The following is a 20,087-nucleotide window of genomic DNA, read 5'->3' as shown; positions in this document are numbered from 1 at the left end:
GCTGGCGCCGACGCCTGCGAGCGTGTGGGTGACGGCCTGGTGGCCGCGCACATCATCGCCCGCGTGCACAGCGAGGTCGAAGGTATCCTGCCGACCCAGCCCGATGCCGACGGCGGCGGCCGCGACGCCGAGATCACCTCGACCCGCAGCTGATCACGAGGCTCCGCATGGCAGTCGACTCCCGCACCCTGGGCTGGATGACGCGCGCGCTCGGTCATGAAATGACCGCGGTGCAGCAGTATCTCGCCCAGAGCGTGCTGGCCCGGCTGTGGGGTGACGCGGCCCTGGCCGCAGAACTGCGCCACGAGGCGCTGGAAGAGCTCGACCATGCCGCCCTGCTGATGGAGCAACTCATCCTGCACGGCGTTGCGCCTTCGGCAGGCAGCCTGGCACCCGCGCGTCTCGGACGGGGCCCGGCCGAACTGCAGGCTCACGACGCGCAGCTCGAGGCCTCGGCGGTGCATCTCTACGCTGACGCCCTGCGCCATGCGCAGCGGGTTCGCGACGGCGAGTCGGCCGCGCTTTTCGCGCGCCTGCTCGAAGAAGAGTCTCGGCATCTGCAGCGGGTGCAGCAAAGCGAAGGAGCCACGCATGGATGACAACCAGACCGGCTGGCGCGAGCAAGGCAAACCGCCGACGCTGTTCAAGCGCTTTGCCTTCGGCAACTATGGACAGACGCGCGATTTTCTCGACGCCCTGGCCGCGCTGGCCGAGGAAACTGGACAGCACCCGCAGAACATCAACTTCGGTACCACCTACGTCAACATCACCCTCGATGCAGAGGATGGCAAGACGATGGGCGAGGCCGAGAGGGCGTTTGCTGCGCGCATCGACGCCCTGGCGGCAGGGCCGGGCTGAGCCATGGCTGCCGCCAAGGTACTGGCCGTCATCAACCAGAAAGGCGGCGCAGGCAAGACCACGCTGGCCATGAATCTCGCCGCGGGCCTGGCCAGGCGCGGCTCGACGGTGGTCGTCGACCTGGACCCGCAAGGCTCCGCCCTGCAGTGGGGTGGCGCGGGCGCGCATCCCTATCCGGCCACGGTCAAACAGATCTCCGGGCGCTGGGACGGCGCCGGGCTGCGCCAGACCTACAAGACCTATCAACACATCGTGCTCGACTGTCCGCCTTCACTCGACAGCCATGCTTCCAGCCAGGCGCTGCGTTCGAGTGACGTGGCGCTCATTCCCGTTCTGCCGTCGCCGGTCGATCTGTGGGCCAGCCTGCGCCTGCCGCAGGAAGTCGAAGCGGCACGCAGCCAAAACCCGAACCTGCGCGCCTTTCTGGTGCTCAACCAGATCGAGCAGCGCAGCGCGCTGTCGGCGGCGATGCAGGACGCGCTTGCCGAGTTCGGCCTGCCCGTGCTGCGCGCGGCCATGCGCCGCCGGGCCATCTACCGCGCCGCCGCGCTCGACGGTCTGTCGGTCTATCAGATGGGCGCTCGCGGTCAGGGTGCCGCAGACGAGATCGAAGCCATACTCAAGGAGGTTTACCCATCATGAGCAGCATCAAGGACAAGTTGACCCAGAGCGTGCGTCAGGCCCGCACCTCGCAGCCCGCCCAGGCCGCCACTGCGGCGCCAGCGCGCAAGGCCGCCGCAAAATCCGCGGCGCCCGCTGTCAAGCACGTGGCGCCCGTCAAGTCTGCACCGGCGTCCAAAGCCGCCACGCGGGCCACGCCCAAGGCTGCAGTTTCAGCTCTGGCGGCCGAGCCTGCTTCGTCGGCTTCCACGCTGTTTCCCCAGCGCGTCTGGCCTGATTGAAAGCCCGATTGATCGCCCGCTCGAACGGCTGCTCGAACTGAGACTACACCGAGTTCGCGCTGTGTGTTCCGGCCATGGGGCCGGGTAGCGCATCAAAGAGAAAGATTGCCATGCGTCACGACGACTATGTTCGCACTTATGCGCCGCGCCAGGATGTACGCCCGGCGCGAGCCGGTTCCGTCATGCCGGCCACTTCACGCCCCGCGGCCGACCTGTCCGCCGCGCCGGTCGCTGGCCTGGACGCCTATCGGGTGCCAGCCGAGCCTTATTACCGCGCGGTCGGCGACGAGGTCGACCTCTACGAGGCCGCCTACTCCGTGCGCCTGCCGGTGATGCTCAAAGGCCCCACCGGCTGCGGCAAGACCCGCTTCGTCGAATACATGGCGTGGAAGCTCGGCCGCCCTCTCATCACCGTGGCGTGCAACGAGGACATGACCGCCTCCGATCTGGTGGGCCGCTACCTGCTCGACGCCAGCGGCACCCGCTGGCAGGACGGCCCGCTGGCCATGGCCGCGCGGCTCGGCGCGATCTGCTACCTCGACGAAGTGGTCGAGGCGCGGCAGGACACGACGGTGGCCATCCACCCGCTGACCGACGCCCGGCGCATCCTGCCGCTGGAGAAGAAGGGCGAGATCATCCAGGCGCATCCCGATTTTCAGCTCGTCATCTCCTACAACCCCGGCTACCAGAGCCTGATGAAGGATCTGAAGCAATCGACCAAGCAGCGTTTCGCCGCGCTCGACTTCCACTATCCCGAGCACGAGATCGAGGCCGAGATCGTGGCGCATGAATCGGGCGCCGGGCTGGACGTGGCGAAGAACCTGGTGCACATCGCCGAGCGTTCACGCAACCTCAAGGGCCACGGCCTGGACGAAGGCCTGTCCACCCGCATGCTGATTTACGCGGGCTCGCTCATCGCGCAGGGCGTGGCGCCTCTGGGTGCCTGCCGCATGGCGCTGGTGCGACCCATCACCGACGACCCGGACATGCGCGATGCGCTCGACGCCGCGGTGACCACCTACTTCTGAGCATCGCCCGGCGTTTGCCCCCTCAAGCCGCCGCGTGCGGTGGGCAGCGCGCAGCGAGTCCATCATGGCCATCCACCTCGAAGAATTCCAGGAACTCGTCGACGAGTTGCCGGGCAACGCGCAGGACATCCTGCGCGCGTCCTGGAACGAAGCGGCGCGCGCGTTTTCCTCGCGCGGGCTGGACAACTTCCTCAAGGGCGCGGTGGCGCTGCATCAGCTCGGTCGCGGCGAAGAGCTGGTGGTCACTTACCTGCAGTCCATGCCCGAACTGGCGCGTGCCATCGGCGAGGACGTGCTGCCCGACGTGGTCAACTTCCTCTTGGCCATGGCGTCGAAGACCTCCGGGCAGGTGTTGGCGCTGATCGTCGGCACGGCGCCGATGGCGGGCCAGCGGCTGGGTGACGAGGATCTGTTTCGCCAGTTTCTGAGCGTGCTGTCGATCATGCTGGTGCAGGCGCCGCGCGGCCTGCGACCCATGCTGGAAAACCTGGAACGCCTGCTGTCGCAACTCACCCTCGGCGGCTTGCGCCGCTGGGCACAATGGGGCGCGCAGGCCTACAAGGCCGACTTCGACGGCCAGGTCGCCTACTTCTCGCTGCAAAGCCCGGACGCCCTGTCGGTGCTGCAGCAGGAGCGCAAGGGCACGCTGTTCGTCGATGTGCAGCGCCGGCTCAACATCTATCTGCGGGCGATGTGGGGGCGCGATTTTTTCCTGCGCCCCACCGCCGGCGATTTCGAAAACCGCGAAGGCCTCAAGCCCTATATCGAGCGCTACGTCATTCACATCGCCGACGCTTATGACGACTATCGGCCGCTGGGGCTTGAGACGCCCGCCGAGCAGATCGTCTCCGCGCTGGACGTTTACCGCGCCGCGGCCAACCATTGCGCCGCGCATCTGGTGTTCACCGTGGCGCCTCTGTCCATGCAGGCCTTGTCGCCACTGCAGATCGGTTTGATCGAGGCCATCGAGGATGCCCGGGTCGAGACGCTGGCCATCCAGCAATTCCCGAATATGCGCGAGGCCTGGCTGGCGCTACAACCGCCGCCCGACTACACCGAGCCCAAGACCGTGGGCGACCTGCTCAACCGTCTGGCGCGTGCGCTGCTCGAGGAACAAAGCGCCGACCCGCATCCCTGGGTGCAGCAGGCGGTGGCGCATTTTCGCGCCCAGCCCGATCTGCACGACGCCAAGTTCAGCTGGAACGTCGGCGTCGATCTGTCGCACAGTCTGCTCGAACTCGATCTGCCCGAATTCAACCGCCGCACCGATGGCCTGCGCGCGCTCTACCGCGACGACAACCGCGCCATCTGGGAGCTGGAAGAGTACGACGAAGCGCAGGCGCTGGCCGCCACCTGGGAGACGCAACAGCAGGTGCGCAAGAAGGTCTCCGTCATGGAAATGGTCAACGAGGTGGACAACGAGTTCGCCGGTGACGATGCGCAGGAGGTGTGGATTCTGCCCACCGAGTTCTACCTCGACCAGGAAGGCGTGACCATCAATTCGCTCGAAGGCCGCCCGCCGATCTCCGAGCCGTTTCACTATCCCGAGTGGGACTATCAGATTCAGCTCGACCGCCCGAGTTGGGCGACCGTGCTGGAGCGCCACCCGCCGGTGGGCGATCTCGCGGTGATCGATGCCATCCTGGCCGAGCACAAGCCGGTGGTGTCGCGGCTGAAGTTTCTCATCGAGTCGATGATTCCGCAGGGTCTGCAGCGCATCCGGCACCAGGAGGACGGCGACGACATCGACATCGATGCGGCGGTGCGCGCCATGACCGATGTGCGCATGGGCGTGCAGCCCGACCCGCGCATCATGGTGCGCCTCAAGCGCGCGCAACGCGATCTGGCGGTGATGGTGCTGCTCGACATGTCCGAGTCGTCCAACGACAAGGTGCGTGGCTACGACTACTCGGTGCTCGACCTGACCCGCTCGGCCACGGTGCTGCTGGCCGAGGCGCTGCAACGCATCGGCGATCCGTTCGCCATCCACGGCTTCTGCTCCGACGGGCGGCACGATGTGCACTACTACCGCTTCAAGGACTTCGACCAGCCCTACGGCGACCTGGCCAAAGCGCGGCTGGCCGGCATGAAGGGCAGCTACTCCACCCGCATGGGCGCGGCGCTGCGACATGCCGGGCACTATCTGGCGCAGCAGCCCAAGCGCAAGAAAATCTGTTTCGTCGTCACCGACGGCGAGCCAGCCGACAACGATGTGCGCGACCCGCAATACCTGCGGCACGACACCAAGCGCGCGGTCGAGCAACTGCTGCAGCAAGGCGTCACGGTGTATGCGCTTTCGCTCGATCCGCACGCCGATCTGTACGTCTCGCGCATCTTCGGCGTCAAGAATTTCACGGTGATCGACAAGGTCGAGCGCCTGCCCGAAAAACTCCCCATGCTCTACATGAGTCTCACCCGCTGAAGGCGCGCATGGCATGAAAATCTCCCTGCGCACCTTCGTGTTCATTGACGCTCTGCAGCCGCAGTTGGCGTCGTACCTGGCTACGTCCTCGCAAGGCTTTCTGCCGGTGCCGGGCGACGCCTGCCTGTGGGTCGAAGTGGCGCCCGGCATGGCGGTGCACAGCCTGTCCGACACCGCGCTGAAAAAGACCAGCGTGCGCATGGGCGAACAGGTGGTGGAGCGCTCGTTCGGTTCGATGGAACTGCACTACCGCAACCAGAGCGAGGTGGTGGCTGCGGGAGATGCCATCCTCGCCCAGCTTGGCACCGGTGAAGATGCGCGCCTGCGCTGCAAGGTGGCCTGGAACGAGATCATCCGCGCCATCACGCCCGACCATGCCACCCTCATCAACCGCCAGTTCCGCAAGGGCTCGATGCTGCTGCCGGGCAAGAGCATGTTCATTCTCGAAGTCGAGCCCGCGGGCTACATCGTCTATGCCGCCAACGAGGCCGAGAAGGCGGCGCAGGTCACGCTGGTCGATGTGCGCCCTTTCGGCACCTTCGGCCGCCTGACCATGATGGGCAACGAAGCCGAGGCCGCCGAGGCGCAGCGCGCGGCGATCGCGGCCATTGAGCGCCTCAACCAATCCGCGACGCATCACTGATTCCAGGCGCCACCTCATGGACATCGACTCCACCGCCAAGCGGCTGCTGTTTTCCACCGTCCGTGTCGACACCGTGCTCGACGACGGCAGCGAGGGCTCGGGTACCGCTTTCGTCATCCGCCACGCTCATGCGCGCGGCGTGACCGACTTCGTCGTCACCAACCGGCATCTGGTCGAAGGCGTGCGGCGGGGCGGGTTGGTGTTCACGCAGAAGCGCCAGGGTCGGCCTGCGTTCGGCCAGCGTTTTCAGCTCAACATCGACGAGTTTCCCGCCGCCTGGCATCTCCACCCCGACGCCGAGGTCGATCTGGCGCTGGTGCCGCTCGCGCCCTTGCAGCAGGCCGCGCAGCAGCAGGGCGTGGAGCTGTATGTCGAGCCGATCGACAGTCGTCTCATTCCCGACGCGGCCACCTGGCAGCAGTTCGACGCCCTCGAAGATGTATTGTTCGTCGGCTATCCCAGCGGAGTTTGGGACCAGGTCAACCTCATGCCTATCCTGCGGCGCGGCACCACGGCCACCCCGGCCGCACTGGACTTCGAGGGACACCGCCAGTTTCTCATCGACGCCGCGGTCTATCCCGGCTCCAGCGGCAGCCCGGTGTTCATCGAGCGCCGTGGAGGGCAGATGCCCCGGCGCGAGGCCACGCGCGATCTGCTGTTTGCCGGCGTGGTGGCGGCGGTGTTCTTCCGCGAGGAGGCGCACCACATCGTGCCCGCTCCGGTGCCGGCCAACAACCGGGGCATGGCGCTGGGTTCGGAGATGATCGACCTGGGGCTGATCATCAAATCCGATAAAGTCTCCGAATTGATCCACTCGTACCTGCAGCGCTGGGCGGGGTGACCGGCCCTGCAGCCGGGCGCCATGTCCGGGAGCTCGGTCGATAGACACGACTTTCACCATGCAAGACAAACCAACCTATCCCGGCTATCACGCCGACACGCACGGCATCACCCAGCTCGGCCGCGTGGTGCTCGACGCTTGGGTTTTCGGCCTGCTGCCCGAAACCGAAGACTGCAAGGGCTGGGATCTGCAGCGCATGCAGGGCCTGATGCAGAGGGTCGAGGCCGAGTGGGACCAATACGGCAATCTGCCCAGCCGCCTGCCGCCGGAGCTCGCTGAGCGTCATCGCGCCATGTACGAGCGCGCCATGAAGCGCGCGCAAGACAAGGGCTGGAACGCCGAACTCGACGACGACGACTGATTCGGCAAGCGGCTGCGCCCGTAACATGCGCCTGTCATCACCGTCGTTTCCACGTCCTTCATGTCTGCACTCGATTCGCTGGCCGCGTCCACCGTCGTCGTGGTCGATACGGCCGATCTGGACCTCCTGTCGCGATGGAGTGCGCGGGATGCCACGACCAATCCCAGCCTGATCCGCAGGGCGGCGGCCGATCCGCGCTACGAAGGTCTCGTGGCGTCCGCCGTGCGCGGCAGTGCCAAAGCGCACGACCGCCTCGACGCCCTGCTCGTGGCCTTTGGGCTAGAGATTCTGCAGCGCCTGCCCGGGCGGGTGTCCACCGAGGTCGATGCGCGGCTGTCTTTCGATACCGAAGCCACCTTGCAGCGAGCCCGCGCGCTGATGGCGCGTTACGCCGCGGCAGGCGTGCCGCGCGATCGCGTGCTCATCAAGATCGCCGCCACCTGGGAAGGCATCCAGGCGGCCCGTCAGCTCGAAGCCGAGGGCATCCACTGCAATCTGACGCTGTTGTTCAGCTTCACCCAGGCGAAGGCCTGTGCCGTGGCGGGGGTGAAGCTGATTTCGCCGTTCGTGGGGCGCATCACCGACTGGCACCGCCAGCAGGCGGGTGCGGCCTGGAACGCCGACGCGCATCGAGGGGCGGCCGATCCCGGTGTGCAGGCCGTGGTGCGCATCTGGCGGCATTACAAGCAGCATGGGGTGGCCACCGAGGTGATGGGCGCGAGCTTTCGCGACCTCGACCAGATCGCGGCGCTGGCCGGCTGCGACCTGCTCACCATTCCGCCGACCCTGCTCGATGCGCTCGCGGCGAGCGACCGGGCCATGCCCCGCCAGCTCGATGCGGCCAGCCTCGGGCCGGCGACCGACGCCCCGCCGCCCGCGCTGAGCCAGGCGGATTTCGCTGAAGGGATGCGCCAAGACCGCATGGCATCCGAAAAGCTGCACGAAGGCGTGCGCCTGTTCAGCGCCGACACCGAAGCGGTGTTGTCGCAACTGGCTGCAGCCTGAAGCGACCTGACCTGCCCATCTTCATTCGTGGCGTTGCGCTTCTACATCCCGCCCCAGGAAGCCGCGCTGGCGCCCGGCCCCCTGGTCATGCCTGACGCAACCGCTCGACATGTCAAAGTGTTGCGGCTGACGGCAGGCGAGGAGGTCACTGTATTCGACGGCACCGGCGGCGAATGGACGGGCGAGCTCATCGACAGCCGAACCATGCAGCTTCATCGGCACCAGGCGGTGGAGCGCGAAGCCCAGGCGCGCGTCATGCTCGCGGTCGGCATGCCGGCGAATGAACGCATGGATGCTTTGGTGGAAAAGGCGGTGGAACTGGGCGTGGCCCGCATCCAGCCGCTGCTGACGCGGCGCAGCGTGCTGCGTCTGCAGGGCGAGCGCGCCCAGCGCCGGGTGGCACACTGGCAGGGCGTGGCCATTGCGGCCTGCGAGCAGTGCGGACGCAATCGTGTTCCCGAGGTGGCGCCGGTCGCGTCTCTCTCCGACTGGCTGGGACAACTCGGCCCAGCCAGCGCCGACGTCCATCGCTGCCTGCTGAGTCCGGTCAGCACCGAGCCGCTGCTGCCCTGGGCCCCCGGCGACACCGGATGGATGGTCTCCGGCCCGGAAGGCGGCCTGGACGACGACGAAACCACGCTGCTGCAGCAGGCCGGATTTCGCCCGGTAAGTCTGGGGCCGCGGGTGCTGCGCGCGGATACGGCACCCCTGGCCGCGCTGATACGCGCTTTAGCAGGCTGCTGACCGGGTCAATTCGCCGTTGCGGTGCGGGCCAGTTCGTGGCCTGGTGGCCAGATGGCGCTGCCGAAGGTCTCGGCGAGAAACGATTCGCCGTGTTCCAGAATGAAATAGCGAAACGTCTCCGCGCCCGGCGAGAGCAGCTTGGCCAGGCTGTTCACCGCATACCAGCGCCGAAGCAAGGGCATGCCCTCGATCGAGGGGATGGTCAGCAGATTGTTGCGCAGTTCCAGATCGATGGTGTGCAGTGACAGAAAACTGATGCCCATATTGGCCATCACCGCCTGCTTGATAGTCTCGTTGCTCTGCATCTCGGTGAACATTGGCAGTTCCATCTGATGCTGGTTCAGGTATTCCTCGAAGGTCGCCCGCGTGCCCGACCCGGGTTCGCGGATGATGAAGTTGAACTGCGTCAGCAAGGAGGCCGAGTGAGGCCCGCCCGTGGACAGCGGGTGGTTGGGCGGTGCGATGATGCCCATGGGGTGCGCGGCGAAGGGCTCTGCACGGGTAGCCACGTCGCGCGGCGGTCGGCCCATGATGGCCAGATCGAGTTCGCTGTTCTGCAGTTGGTTGACCAGTTGCTCGCGGTTGCCCACCGAAAGCCGCACTTCGACATGCGGGTACTCGGCATGAAACCGGGCGAGCAGGCGCGGCACGAAATACTGCGCCGTGCTCACCATGCCGATGGTCAGCCGCCCGGCCTTGATGCCGCGTAGACGCGCCATGGCGTCCTCGGCATCTTTCAGCGTGGCCAGCACCTTGCGCGCATACACCACCAGATACTCGCCCGTCAGGGTCAGGCTGACCGACTTGCCCTGACGCTCAAACAGGGGGAGCCCCACCTGTGCCTCCAGCTCTTTGATCTGCATCGAAACGGCGGGTGGCGTGAGATGCATTTCCTCGGCCGCCTTGCCAAAATGCAGGTGGCGTGCAGCGGCGCTGAAGACCCGGAGCTGCCGGATGGTCGTGTTTTTCATCAGGATTGCTGATCTAAACGTCAATAAATCGTGAATTTACCTTAATTCGGCCTGCCGCTTATATTCGCAGCAAGCGATAAAGATTAGAGTCGGATTTCGAAATTCTCCTTTCCGTCCTTGTCACATCTCGCACCGTTTGTGAACGGGCTCCGAAGTTCGCTTCAGGAGCTTTTACCGCAGCCGATGAAGTCTGTTCATGCGAGTCTCCGTTTTGGGGCTGCGGGCTTTTTGAAGTGACTTGGCATCTGCCCAGGGTTGGCAGGTTGCTTCAAAAAGTCTTCTAGCCACGCGCCAGCGGATGTCTCTGCACTTTCTCGTGCAGGGTGATCCTGTTGTCCGAGGCCCTTCACCATTGGGAGCCCACACCATGCAGTCCGGTCGCACCACCGTCTCAAAATTTCTCATCGAGCAGTTGCACGGCACCGATGATCAGGCCGATCTGGCCGCCTTGCTGGTGGACGTGACCGCTGCGGTCAAGGCCATCTCCGCCATGACCTCCAAGGGCGCGCTCGGCGGCTTCCTCGGCGCGCTCGATACACAGAACGTGCAGGGCGAAGTGCAGAAAAAGCTCGACGTGCTCTCCAACGACGCGATGATCCAGGCGTGCGAATGGGGCGGGCTGGTGGCCGGCATGGCCTCCGAGGAGATGGACGACCCCTACACCCTGCCCAAGGAGTTCGAGCGCGGGCCTTACCTGCTCATTTTCGATCCCCTCGACGGCTCGTCCAACACCGATGTGAATGTCTCGGTCGGCACCATTTTCTCGGTGCTGCGCCACACCAAGATCGGCGACCCGACGGTGGCCGATTACCTGCGCCCCGGCGTCGAGCAGGTGGCTGCCGGTTATGCCATCTACGGTCCGTCCACCATGCTGGTGCTGACCGTGGGCAAGGGCACGCACGGCTTCACCCTCGATCGCGAGATCGGCAACTTCGTGCTCACCCATCCCGATCTGAAAATTCCTGCCGACACCAGCGAGTTCGCCATCAACACCAGCAACGAGCGCTTCTGGGAGCCGCCGGTGCAGCGTTACGTGGCCGAGGCCAAGGCCGGCAAGACCGGCCCGCGCGAGCGCGACTTCAACACCCGCTGGATTGCCTCGATGGTGGCCGATGTGCACCGCATTCTGATGCGCGGCGGCATTTTCATGTATCCCAAGGACACCAAAGACCCCAGCAAGCCGGGTCGTCTGCGCCTGATGTACGAAGCCAATCCGATCGGCATGATCGTCGAGCAGGCGGGTGGCGCGGCCTCCACCGGGCGCGGGCGTATTCTTGAGGTGCAGCCGACGTCCTTGCACCAGCGCGTGCCGGTGATGCTGGGCTCCAAGAACGAGATTGCCCGCCTGGAGCGCTACCACGCCGAATACGATCGGGGCGAAGACAAGGCCTTCGATTCCCCGCTGTTCAAAGAGCGTTCGCTGTACCGCGACGAAGCCCGTAGCTGAGTTCGCTGCTGCCGTGTGACGCGCCTGGGCCATGTGCCGAAGCGGCGCAGGTCTAGCGGCAGCGCTTGTGCTTCGCGTCTGATCACTTTAGCGGCGGCCCGCGCAAGATGGGCGCCGCATGCATTGATTTCCTTGTATTGAAAAGAGGCTCGCACCATGTCTGTCAAACATCCCATCATTGCCATCACCGGATCGTCGGGCGCCGGCACCACCACGGTGATGCGCAGCTTCCAGCACATCTTCCGCCGTGAGAACCTGAAGGCGCAGATCGTCGAGGGCGATTCCTTCCATCGCTTCAACCGCATGGAAATGCGCGAAGAGATGAAAAAGCAGGAAGCCGCGGGCAACCGCCACTTCAGCCACTTCGGCCCCGACGCCAACCTGCTCGGCGAGCTGGAAACCGTGTTCAAGACTTACGGTGAGACCGGCGGCGGCAAGGTGCGCAAGTACATCCACGACGCGGGCGAGGCCGCCGAATTCGGCGTCGAGCCGGGCAACTTCACCGACTGGAAAGACATCAAGCCCGGTTCCGATCTGATGTTCTACGAAGGTCTGCACGGCGGCTATGCCGCGGGCGACGTCGACGTGGCCAAGCACGTCGACCTGCTCGTGGGCGTCGTGCCCATCATCAACCTCGAGTGGATCCAGAAGCTGCACCGCGACCAGATTCAGCGCGGCTACTCGCAAGAGGCCGTGATGGACACCATCCTGCGCCGCATGCCCGACTACGTGCACCACATCACGCCGCAGTTCTCGCGCACCCACGTCAACTTCCAGCGCGTGCCCACGGTCGACACCTCCAATCCCTTCATCGCGAAAGACATTCCCACGCTCGACGAGAGCATGGTGGTCATCCGCTTCGCCAACCCCAAGGGCATCGACTTCCCCTACCTGCTGTCCATGCTTCACGACTCGTGGATGAGTCGCCCCAACACCCTGGTCGTGCCCGGCGGCAAGATGGGTCTGGCCATGCAACTCATCTTCACCCCCATGATCCTGCGCCTGATGGACCTCAAGCGCCGCGCTGGCTGAATCTCTGGGATACCCACCATGACCACTGTGCAACTCGACACCCAACAACGCCGCCGTCTGGCCAACGCCATTCGCTTTCTCGCCATCGACGCCGTGCAGGCCGCCAACTCCGGCCACCCCGGCGCCCCGATGGGCATGGCCGACATCGCCGAAGTGCTGTGGCGCAATCACATGCACCATAACCCGGCCAACCCGCATTGGGCCAACCGCGACCGCTTCGTGCTGTCCAACGGCCACGGCTCGATGCTGATCTACGCCCTGCTGCACCTCACTGGCTACGACCTGCCCATCGAGGAGCTCAAGCGTTTCCGCCAACTGCACAGCAAGACGCCGGGCCACCCCGAAGTCGGCTACACCCCGGGTGTGGAAACCACCACCGGCCCGCTGGGTCAGGGCATCGCCAACGGCGTGGGCATGGCGCTGGCCGAAAAAGTGCTGGCCGCGCAGTTCAACCAGCCCGGCCACACCATCGTCGATCACCATACCTATGTGTTCCTCGGCGACGGCTGTCTGATGGAAGGCATCAGCCACGAAGCCTGCTCGCTGGCGGGCACGCTCAAGCTGAACAAGCTCATCGCCTATTACGACGACAACGGCATTTCCATCGACGGTCATGTCGAACACTGGTTCTCCGACAATACCGCCCAGCGCTTTGCGGCCTACGGCTGGAACGTCATCGGCCCCATTGACGGCCATGACGCCGTCGCCGTCGAGAAGGCCACTGCCGAGGCCAAGACCAGCGACAAGCCCACCCTCATCATCTGCCGCACCACCATCGGCTGGGGTTCGCCCAACAAGGCCGGCACGCACGACGTGCACGGCACCGCGCTTGGCCAGGCCGAGGCCGACGCTACGCGCCGCGCGCTGGGCTGGGACCATGGCCCGTTCGAAATTCCCGCCGACATCTACCAGGCCTGGGACGCCAAGTTCCACGGTGCCAAGCTCGAAGCCGACTGGAACGAGCGCTTTGCCGCCTATGAAAAGGCGCATCCCGAACTCGCCGCCGAGTTCAAGCGCCGCATGGCCGGTGAGCTGCCCGCCAACTGGGGGCAGACCGTGCAGACGCTTTACGCCAAGGCGCGTGAAGTGACCGCCGCCACCGCCACCCGCAAGTCCTCGCAGATCGCGCTGGAAACCCTGGTGCCCGCGCTGCCCGGCCTGTTCGGCGGTTCGGCCGACCTGACCGGCTCCAACCTCACTGCGGTCAAGGCCTCGCATTCCTTCGAGAAGGCCGCGCCGGGCACGGCGTTCAACTATCTGTCGTATGGCGTGCGCGAGTTCGGCATGGTGGCCATGATGAACGGCATGGCGCTGCATGGCGGCTTCCTGCCCTACGGCGGCACCTTCCTGATGTTCTCCGACTACTCGCGCAACGGCGTGCGCATGAGCGCGCTGATGAAGCAGCGCGTCATCCACGTCTTCTCGCACGACTCCATCGGTCTGGGCGAAGACGGCCCGACGCACCAGCCGATCGAGCAGCCGTCCAGCCTGCGCCTCATTCCCAATCTGGACGTCTGGCGCCCGGCCGACGTGCTCGAAACCGCCGTGGCCTGGAAGCACGCCATCGAGCGCAAGCACGGCCCCAGCGCGCTGCTGCTGTCGCGCCAGAATCTGGTCTCCACCCAGCATCCGGCGGATGCCGAGCGCTTCATCTCCCGCGGCGGCTATGTGCTCTCGGAAGCGCAGGGCGGCAAGCCGCAGATCGTGCTGATCGCCACCGGCTCCGAAGTCGAGATCGCGCTCAAGGCGCAAGGCATGCTGGCCGAGCAGGGCGTCGCCGCCCGCGTGGTCTCCATGCCCTGCACCAACGCCTTCGACCGCCAGGACGCGTCCTATCGCAGCGAGGTGCTGCCCGCAGCCGTGCCGCGCGTGGCCATCGAGGCGGCTCACCCCGACTTCTGGCACAAGTATGTGGGCCTGAACGGCGGCATCGTCGGAATCTCCACCTTCGGCGAATCCGCCCCGGCGCCGCAGCTCTACCAGCACTTCAAGGTGACCGCCGAGCACGCTGTGGCCGTGGCCAAGTCCGTGCTGCAGGCAGCCTGAGCGCAAGGAGAGGCACGAGCCATGTCCGCGACGTTCGATCTGGTGATGTTCGACCTCGACGGCACGCTGGTGGAAACCGCGCCTGAAATCGCGGATTCCGTCAACGACCTGCTGCGCGATCAGCAGTTGCCCGAGGTGTCCGAGCATCTCATCCGCGCCTGGATCGGGCATGGCACGCGCGAGCTTCTGCTGCATGCCTACGCGCACGCCACCGGCCTCGAAGAAGAGACGGTGCGGCGTACCGGCACGCTCGACATCCTCATGCCGCGCTTCGCCGAGTTCTATGCCGAGCGCACCGGAAAGCGCAGCCGTCTCTACCCCGACGTACTCGACACCCTCAAGGCGCTACGCGCGGCGCAGGTTCGCATCGCCCTGGTCACCAACAAGGAGCAGCGCTTCGCCACCACGGTGCTGATGGTGCACGGCATCCGCCACTACTTCGACATGGTGGTGGCCGGTGACACGCTCGAAGCCAAGAAGCCCGACCCGCTGCCGGTGCGTTACTGCCTCGACGCCTTCAAGGTGCGGGCCGCTCGCGCGCTGTTCGTCGGCGACTCCGAAATCGACGTCGCCACGGCGCGGGCCGCGGGCGTGCCCATCTGGGCCGTACCCTACGGCTACAACCACGGCAAGCCCATCGCCCTGGCCGCACCCGACCGCATCATCGCCACCGTTGCCGCGGTGGCCGAGGCGGTGCAGACTGCGGCTCTGCACCCTGCGGCCTGAGCGCTGCCGACGTACCCGCTGCCGAACCTGACTTCCCTCAAGGCCCCCTTCCTACTTTCCACTTCCCCTTTTCATTCAGGAGATCTCACATGACAATTCGCGTTGCCATCAATGGATTCGGCCGTATCGGCCGCATGGTGTTCCGTGCCGTGGCGCAGGAAGCCGAGTTCAAGGACCTCGAAATCGTCGCCATCAACGACCTGCTCGAACCCGACTACCTGGCCTACATGCTGCAGTACGACTCGGTGCATGGCCGCTTCAACGGCACCGTGGGCGTAGAGGGCAACAACCTCGTGGTCAACGGCAAGAAGATCCGCCTGACCGCCGAGCGTGATCCCGCCAACCTGAAGTGGAACGAAGTGAACGCCGACGTCGTGGTCGAGGCCACCGGCTTCTTCCTCACCCTCGACACCTGCCAGAAGCACATCGACGCCGGCGCCAAGAAAGTGGTGCAGTCCGCCCCCTCGAAGGACGAAACCCCGATGTTCGTCTATGGCGTCAACCATGCCAAGTACGCTGGCGAAAAGATCGTCTCTGCCGCTTCCTGCACCACCAACTGCCTGGCCCCCGTGGCCAAGGTGCTCAACGACAGCTTCGGCATCAAGCGCGGTCTGATGAGCACGGTGCACGCCGCCACCGCCACGCAGAAGACCGTGGACGGCCCTTCGAGCAAGGACTGGCGCGGTGGCCGGGGCATCATGGACAACATCATCCCCTCCAGCACCGGCGCGGCCAAGGCTGTGGGCAAGGTCATCCCCGAGCTGAACAAGAAGCTCACCGGCATGGCCTTCCGCGTGCCTACGCCCGATGTGTCGGTCGTCGACCTGACCGTCGAGCTCAACCGGTCAGCCAGCTACGCCGACATCTGCGCCGCGATGAAAGCGGCTTCCGAAGGCCCGCTCAAGGGCGTGCTCGGTTACACCGAAGACAAGGTCGTCTCCACCGATTATCGCGGCTGCTCCATGCCGTCGATCTTCGACGCCGAGGCCGGCATCGCCCTCGACACCACCTTCGTCAAGGTGGTGTCCTGGTACGACAACGAATACGGCTACACCTGCAACATGATGCGCTTCGTCAAGCACGTCGCCAGCAACTAAGAGAGGTTGTGAGCCCACAGCCGGGCGGGCTGCTCACGCGCCCACCCGCAGCCGAACCGAGGAGAGACTGATGCAAATCCTGACCTTTGAAGAAGTGTGCAAGCGCGGCTTCGCCCAGGACAAGCGCGTATTCATCCGCGCCGACCTGAACGTGCCGCTCAACGACAAGGGCGAGATCACCGAAGACACCCGCGTGCGCGCTTCGGTGCCCGCGGTGAAGATGGCGCTCGACGCCGGTGCCGGGGTGATGATCACATCGCACCTGGGGCGCCCGACCGAGGGCGAGTTCAAGCCCGAAGACTCGCTGGCTCCCGTAGCCAAGCGCCTGAGCGAGCTGCTCGGCGTGCCCGTGCGGCTGCAGGCCAACTGGGTGGACGGCGGCTTCGACGTGCGGCCCGGCGACGTGGTCATGCTGGAAAACGCCCGCGTCAACAAGGGCGAGAAGAAAAACGACGACGCGCTGTCGCAGAAGATCGCCAAGCTCGCCGACATCTATGTGAACGACGCTTTCGGCACCGCGCACCGCGCCGAGGCCACCACCTACGGCATCGCCAAGTATGCGCCCATCGCCTGCGCCGGCCCGCTGCTGGCCGCCGAGATCGATGCCATCAACCGCGCGCTGGCCAACCCGGCCCGGCCGCTGGTGGCCATCGTCGCGGGTTCCAAGGTGTCCACCAAGCTGACCATTCTGCAAAGCCTGGCCGACAAGGTCGACGGTCTGATCGTGGGCGGCGGCATCGCCAACACCTTCATGCTGGCCGAAGGTCTGCCCATCGGCAAGAGCCTGGCCGAGCCCGATCTGATCGACGAGGCGAAAAAGGTCATCGCCAAGATGAAGGAGCGTGGCGCCGAAGTGCCCATTCCCGTCGATGTGGTCGTTGCCGACCGCTTCGCTGCCGATGCCAAGGCCACCGTGAAAGACGCCAAGGACGTCGGCGCCGACGACATGATTCTCGACATCGGCCCCAAGACCGCGCAAATGCTGGCCGAGAAGCTCAAGGCCGCAGGCACCATCGTCTGGAATGGCCCGGTGGGCGTGTTCGAGTTCGATGCCTTCGCCAACGGCACCAAGACCCTGGCCGAAGCCATCGCCAACAGCCCGGCGTTCTCGATTGCCGGTGGCGGCGACACCCTGGCGGCCATCGCCAAATACGGTATCGCCGACAAGATCGGCTACATCTCTACCGGCGGCGGTGCCTTCCTCGAGGTGCTCGAAGGCAAGCAGTTGCCGGCCTTCGAGATCCTGCAGCAGCGTGCCAAGCAGCCGCTGTCCTGATGGTGCCCGTCGTTTCATGCCCGACCTTCGCTGACCCTGTTCTTTCCTTCTTGAGGAGTCCATCATGGCCCTGATTTCCCTGCGTCAACTGCTCGACCACGCGGCCGAGCATTCCTACGGCGTTCCCGCTTTCAACGTCAACAACCTCGAGCAGATGCGCGCCATCATGGAGGCTGCTGACGAAACCGACTCCCCGGTGATCGTCCAGGCCTCCGCCGGCGCCCGCAAATACGCCGGCGCGCCCTTCCTGCGCCACCTCATCCTGGCGGCGGTCGAGGAGTTTCCGCATATCCCCGTGGTCATGCACCAGGATCACGGCACCAGCCCGGCGGTCTGCCAGCGCTCCATCCAGCTGGGCTTCAGCTCGGTGATGATGGACGGGTCGCTCGGCACCGACGGCAAGACGCCCACCACCTATGAGTACAACGTCGATGTCACCCGTCGCACCGTGGAAATGTCGCACGCCTGCGGTGTGTCGGTCGAAGGTGAACTGGGTTGCCTGGGCTCGCTCGAAACCGGCATGGCCGGTGAGGAAGACGGCATCGGCGCCGAAGGCGCGCTCGATCACAGCCAACTGCTGACCGACCCCGAGGAGGCTGCCGACTTCGTCAAGAAGACCCATGTCGACGCGCTGGCGATCGCCATCGGCACCAGCCACGGCGCCTACAAGTTCACCCGCCCGCCCACTGGCGACATCCTGGCCATCGGCCGCATCAAGGAAATTCACGCCCGCATTCCCAACACCCACCTGGTGATGCACGGCTCTTCCTCGGTGCCGCAGGAATGGCTCAAGATCATCAACGAGTACGGCGGCGACATGGGCGAGACCTATGGCGTTCCCGTGGAAGAGATCGTCGAAGGCATCAAGCACGGTGTGCGCAAGGTCAACATCGACACCGATCTGCGCATGGCTTCGACCGGCGCCACCCGCAAGTTCCTGCACGACCATCCCAAGGAATTCGATCCGCGCAAATTCCTCATCGCCTCGACCAAGGCCATGAAGGACATCTGCAAGGCGCGCTACGAAGCCTTCGGCACCGCGGGCAAGGCCAGCAAGATCAAGCCCATCAATCTGGAAGAGATGTACAAGCGCTACGAAAAGGGCCAGCTCGACCCCAAGGTCAACTGAATCCCATTCTGCACCTCGATCGCGCGTCGATCATCCGACAACCCCGGCCCCGGCCGGGGTTGTCGTCTGCACACTTGCTTCAAGGAGTTTCGTGATGGCTGCTACCGCCGACCCCCTGCAACGCGGCTTTGCCGCCCCCGACTTTTCGCTGCCCGGCATCGACGGGCGCAGCTACACCCTGGCCGACGTGCGCGGCCCCAAGGGCACGCTGGTCATGTTCATCTGCAATCATTGCCCCTATGTGCAGGCCGTGGCCGACCGCATCAAGCGCGATACCGACGAACTGCGCGCCCTGGGCGTGCATGCCGTGGCGATCAGCAGCAACGACGTGTCCGCCTACCCTGAGGACTCGTTCGACAACATGAAGCTGTTCGCCGCCAGGCACGGCTTTGGCTTTCCTTACCTGTACGACGAATCGCAGGATGTGGCCAAAGCCTATGGGGCCGTCTGCACGCCCGATTTCTTCGGCTTCAACACCGATCTGAAGCTGCAATACCGCGGCCAGCTCGACGCCTCGCGCAAGCAGGCCGCCGCGCCCGACGTGCGCCGCGACCTGTTCGAGGCCATGAAGCAGATCGCCGCCACCAGCATCGGCCCCGACGAGCAATACCCCAGCATCGGCTGCTCGATCAAGTGGAAGGAAGCGGCATGAGCGCCACCGATTTGCGCGCGCTGATTTTCGACGTCGATGGCACCCTGGCCGAAACCGAGCGCGACGGTCATCGCATTGCCTTCAACCAGGCCTTCGCCGACATCGGCCTGGACTGGAACTGGGACGTGCCCACCTACGGCCGCCTCCTCGCCATCACGGGCGGCAAGGAGCGCATGCTGGCCTATTGGCAGGAGGTCGATCCGCAGGCAGCACAGGGGCCGGACGCGGCCGGGCTCATCGCCGAGCTGCATCGCCGCAAGACCGCGCATTACGTCCGCCTGGTGGCCGAAGGCGGCATCGGCCTGCGCCCCGGCGTGCGCCGTGTGCTGGAGCAGGCGCGCGGCGCCGGGGTGCGGTTGGCGATCGCCACCACCACCACGCCCGACAATGTCGAAGCCCTGATCCACGCCACGCTGGGTGCCGGTGGCATGGACTGGTTCGAGGTCGTGGGCGCGGGCGACGCCGTGCCGCGCAAAAAGCCCGATCCCGGCATCTACACCTGGGTGCTCGAACGCATGGCCTTGCGCCCCGAGCAATGTCTGGCGTTCGAGGATTCGACCAACGGTCTGCGCGCCGCGCACGGCGCGGGCTTGCGCACCGTGGTCACCACGGGTGCCTATACCCACCACGAAAACTTCGACGGCGCCCTGGCCTGGCTCGATGGCCTGGGCGACGCCGATGCGCCCGCTACCGGACGTGCCTGCGGCCAGCCGTGGTCGGGCGTGGTCGGTCTGGACGAGCTGCGTCGCTGGGCGGCATGAGCCCTGAACTAGGAGCCTGTCGGGCTTGAGGATCGCGGGCTGCAAAATGACCCTGCGGCGCCCTGCGGCAGCGGCTTTTTGCCCCATAGTCCCGCTATGGGGCTGCAAATCCGCCGCCACATGGCATCCGCAGGCCCCTCTTTCGC

21 protein-coding genes are annotated in these 20,087 nt (G+C 65.5%); 20 read left to right on the top strand and 1 reads right to left on the bottom strand.

Annotated features, from left to right (window positions below):
* Positions 1 to 167 precede the first annotated feature (167 nt).
* From ASC45_RS02015 to ASC45_RS01965, 11 genes are all read left to right on the top strand, one after another.
* Positions 168 to 599: a ferritin-like domain-containing protein gene (locus ASC45_RS02015; RefSeq protein ID WP_055449345.1), complete on the top strand. Its 432-nt coding sequence runs from the start codon at positions 168 to 170 to the stop codon at positions 597 to 599.
* Positions 592 to 858, top strand: a complete 267-nt coding sequence (locus ASC45_RS02010) for a 4a-hydroxytetrahydrobiopterin dehydratase (RefSeq protein ID WP_055449344.1) — start codon at positions 592 to 594, stop codon at positions 856 to 858. The genes ASC45_RS02015 and ASC45_RS02010 overlap by 8 nt, the downstream gene beginning before the upstream one ends.
* A gap of 3 nt (positions 859 to 861) precedes the next feature.
* On the top strand, positions 862 to 1,500 hold the full coding sequence (gene parA, locus ASC45_RS02005; protein WP_055449343.1) for a ParA family partition ATPase: 639 nt from the start codon (positions 862 to 864) through the stop codon (positions 1,498 to 1,500).
* Positions 1,497 to 1,760, top strand: coding sequence for a hypothetical protein (locus ASC45_RS02000; RefSeq protein ID WP_055449342.1), 264 nt, complete (start codon positions 1,497 to 1,499; stop codon positions 1,758 to 1,760). Before parA ends, ASC45_RS02000 begins: the two co-directional genes overlap by 4 nt.
* A 182-nt stretch (positions 1,761 to 1,942) precedes the next feature.
* Positions 1,943 to 2,788: a CbbQ/NirQ/NorQ/GpvN family protein gene (locus ASC45_RS01995; RefSeq protein ID WP_211263341.1), complete on the top strand. Its 846-nt coding sequence runs from the start codon at positions 1,943 to 1,945 to the stop codon at positions 2,786 to 2,788.
* A 64-nt stretch (positions 2,789 to 2,852) separates the two neighbouring features.
* Positions 2,853 to 5,210: a nitric oxide reductase activation protein NorD gene (locus ASC45_RS01990; protein WP_055449483.1), complete on the top strand. Its 2,358-nt coding sequence runs from the start codon at positions 2,853 to 2,855 to the stop codon at positions 5,208 to 5,210.
* A gap of 13 nt (positions 5,211 to 5,223) precedes the next feature.
* Positions 5,224 to 5,853, top strand: a complete 630-nt coding sequence (locus tag ASC45_RS01985; protein ID WP_055449340.1) for a hypothetical protein — start codon at positions 5,224 to 5,226, stop codon at positions 5,851 to 5,853.
* A 16-nt stretch (positions 5,854 to 5,869) separates the two neighbouring features.
* Positions 5,870 to 6,694: a S1 family peptidase gene (locus ASC45_RS01980; RefSeq protein WP_055449339.1), complete on the top strand. Its 825-nt coding sequence runs from the start codon at positions 5,870 to 5,872 to the stop codon at positions 6,692 to 6,694.
* 58 nt (positions 6,695 to 6,752) lie between these two features.
* A complete protein-coding gene (locus tag ASC45_RS01975; RefSeq protein ID WP_055449338.1) occupies positions 6,753 to 7,055 on the top strand; it encodes a hypothetical protein in 303 nt (100 codons plus the stop codon).
* Between the two features lie 60 nt (positions 7,056 to 7,115).
* The gene (locus ASC45_RS01970; RefSeq protein ID WP_055449337.1) at positions 7,116 to 8,060 is read left to right on the top strand and encodes a transaldolase; all 945 of its coding nucleotides are present in this window, start codon (positions 7,116 to 7,118) and stop codon (positions 8,058 to 8,060) included.
* Positions 8,061 to 8,087: 27 nt separating this feature from the next.
* Positions 8,088 to 8,804, top strand: coding sequence for a 16S rRNA (uracil(1498)-N(3))-methyltransferase (locus ASC45_RS01965; RefSeq protein WP_055449336.1), 717 nt, complete (start codon positions 8,088 to 8,090; stop codon positions 8,802 to 8,804).
* Positions 8,805 to 8,809: 5 nt separating this feature from the next.
* Here the strand turns inward: ASC45_RS01965 and ASC45_RS01960 are convergent, their stop codons facing one another.
* Positions 8,810 to 9,775, bottom strand: coding sequence for a LysR family transcriptional regulator (locus tag ASC45_RS01960; RefSeq protein WP_055449335.1), 966 nt, complete (start codon positions 9,773 to 9,775; stop codon positions 8,810 to 8,812).
* Between the two features lie 367 nt (positions 9,776 to 10,142).
* On the opposite strand from ASC45_RS01960, the gene ASC45_RS01955 reads away from it, so the two are divergent.
* From ASC45_RS01955 to ASC45_RS01915, 9 genes are all read left to right on the top strand, one after another.
* Positions 10,143 to 11,222, top strand: a complete 1,080-nt coding sequence (locus ASC45_RS01955) for a class 1 fructose-bisphosphatase (protein ID WP_055449334.1) — start codon at positions 10,143 to 10,145, stop codon at positions 11,220 to 11,222.
* Positions 11,223 to 11,378: 156 nt separating this feature from the next.
* Positions 11,379 to 12,254: a phosphoribulokinase gene (locus ASC45_RS01950; RefSeq protein WP_055449333.1), complete on the top strand. Its 876-nt coding sequence runs from the start codon at positions 11,379 to 11,381 to the stop codon at positions 12,252 to 12,254.
* A gap of 18 nt (positions 12,255 to 12,272) precedes the next feature.
* Positions 12,273 to 14,300, top strand: a complete 2,028-nt coding sequence (tkt, locus tag ASC45_RS01945) for a transketolase (RefSeq protein ID WP_055449332.1) — start codon at positions 12,273 to 12,275, stop codon at positions 14,298 to 14,300.
* Between the two features lie 21 nt (positions 14,301 to 14,321).
* Positions 14,322 to 15,026 (top strand): phosphoglycolate phosphatase, encoded by a 705-nt coding sequence (locus tag ASC45_RS01940; RefSeq protein WP_055449331.1) that lies wholly within the window; start codon positions 14,322 to 14,324, stop codon positions 15,024 to 15,026.
* 89 nt (positions 15,027 to 15,115) lie between these two features.
* Positions 15,116 to 16,123, top strand: coding sequence for a type I glyceraldehyde-3-phosphate dehydrogenase (gene gap, locus ASC45_RS01935; RefSeq protein ID WP_055449330.1), 1,008 nt, complete (start codon positions 15,116 to 15,118; stop codon positions 16,121 to 16,123).
* 70 nt (positions 16,124 to 16,193) lie between these two features.
* Positions 16,194 to 17,399 (top strand): phosphoglycerate kinase, encoded by a 1,206-nt coding sequence (locus tag ASC45_RS01930; RefSeq protein ID WP_055449329.1) that lies wholly within the window; start codon positions 16,194 to 16,196, stop codon positions 17,397 to 17,399.
* 64 nt (positions 17,400 to 17,463) lie between these two features.
* The gene (fba, locus tag ASC45_RS01925) at positions 17,464 to 18,528 is read left to right on the top strand and encodes a class II fructose-bisphosphate aldolase (protein ID WP_055449328.1); all 1,065 of its coding nucleotides are present in this window, start codon (positions 17,464 to 17,466) and stop codon (positions 18,526 to 18,528) included.
* Between the two features lie 94 nt (positions 18,529 to 18,622).
* The gene (locus tag ASC45_RS01920; RefSeq protein WP_055449327.1) at positions 18,623 to 19,180 is read left to right on the top strand and encodes a thioredoxin family protein; all 558 of its coding nucleotides are present in this window, start codon (positions 18,623 to 18,625) and stop codon (positions 19,178 to 19,180) included.
* Entirely contained in the window at positions 19,177 to 19,941 is a 765-nt protein-coding gene (locus ASC45_RS01915) for an HAD family hydrolase (protein WP_055449326.1), read from the top strand. Before ASC45_RS01920 ends, ASC45_RS01915 begins: the two co-directional genes overlap by 4 nt.
* Positions 19,942 to 20,087: the final 146 nt, after the last annotated feature.

Source organism: Thiomonas bhubaneswarensis (assembly GCF_001418255.1).
GTDB lineage: Bacteria > Pseudomonadota > Gammaproteobacteria > Burkholderiales > Burkholderiaceae_C > Thiomonas > Thiomonas bhubaneswarensis.
The sequence above is the reverse complement of the archived record's forward strand: the minus strand, read 5'-3'. Positions and strand labels throughout refer to the sequence as shown.